The sequence below is a fragment of the Bradyrhizobium sp. SZCCHNPS1003 genome (assembly GCF_032381555.1).
In the GTDB taxonomy this organism is placed as follows: domain Bacteria; phylum Pseudomonadota; class Alphaproteobacteria; order Rhizobiales; family Xanthobacteraceae; genus Bradyrhizobium.
Genome location: NZ_JAUHIU010000052.1, coordinates 1 through 1,219 on the forward strand (window position 1 = coordinate 1; position 1,219 = coordinate 1,219).

Here is a 1,219-nt window from a genome sequence, read left to right on the forward strand (position 1 = left end):
TCGTTGGTGTCGGCCAGCGTCAGGTTCGACGAGCCGGTCTGCAGCACGTTGATCAGGTTCTTGTTGAAGTCCTGACGGATCTGCACCACCGACAGGTTCGAACCCAGCGTGGAGGCTTCCGAGCGCAGCGTCGAGCTGGCCGAGTTCAACAGGGTGATCACCTTGTTCGCCGAGTTGTTGTCGAGGAAGTCGGTGCCCGAGGTAAGGGTCGACAGGCCAAGACCGCCGGTATTGAAGGTCACGCCGGTGATCGAGAGCGTCGACTTGCCGTTCTCGTTGAAGGTCAGCTTCAGCGTATCGCCGTTCAGCAGGTTGACACCGTTGAACGAGGCGTCGGCCGCGGTCGTGTTGATCTGCGCCAGCACGTTGTTGTACTGCGAGACCAGGCTCGCGCGCTGCGTCTGCGCGGTCGCGTCCGCCACCGGAGCCGCCGCCGTCAGACCGTTGAAGGCTTGGCTGGCCGCAGCCGACGTACCACCGATCGCGCCGATCGTGGCCGAAGCCGCGTCGTTGGTCGTGGTGATCGAGATCTTGCCGGTGGACGAGTCGACCGTGGCCTGCAGGTTGTTGGCTGCGAGCTTGGCGTTGAGATCGTTCAGCGACTTGACCTGTCCTGTCCCTAGACCGAACGTGATGCTGGTCGCCGTGCCACCTCCTGTGGCGCCGACCGTCAAGGTCTGACCTGACAAGCCGTCGCCGACAGCAGTCAGCCCGAGCTTGCCCAAGGTGCCGGTGCTGCCCGAGAGCGTCAATCCCGCCGCCGGCGGCGTCAAGGTGATCGCACCCGCCGTGATCGACGCGGTGACGCCGGTCTGGGTCTGGATCGCCGACAGCAGGTTGCTGACGCTGTCGCCGATGCCGATGTTGGTGCCGGACGAGGACGTGCCGGTGACGAAGGTGAAGGTGGTGCCGTTGACGACCAGCGTCTCACCGGAGGTGATGCCGGTGGCGAGGTTGTTCGACGCGGTGCCCGCCGTACCCGACAGCTTGGTCGAGCCGGTGATCGCCACCGCGCTCGAGGTATTGTCGTTGTTCACGACCGAGCCGGTCACAGCCGTCGAGCTGGAGCCGAGCAGGTCGGTGGCGGTCGCGCCGGTCAGAGCCGCCGAGGTGACGCTGGACTTGGTGGAATAGCCCACGGAGCTCTGCAGCACCTGGTTGGCGATCGACTTGGCGCTGTCGACGAGCTTCTGCAGCGAGGTGATGCCGGTGTTGGCGG

The 1,219-nt window shown here is 65.2% G+C and carries 1 protein-coding gene; it reads right to left on the bottom strand.

Going from position 1 to position 1,219, the window contains the following annotated elements; all coding sequences use genetic code 11:
- Positions 1-1,219, bottom strand: a 1,219-nt coding sequence (locus QX126_RS33525) for a flagellar protein (RefSeq protein WP_315786899.1), incomplete at both ends; no start/stop codon positions are given.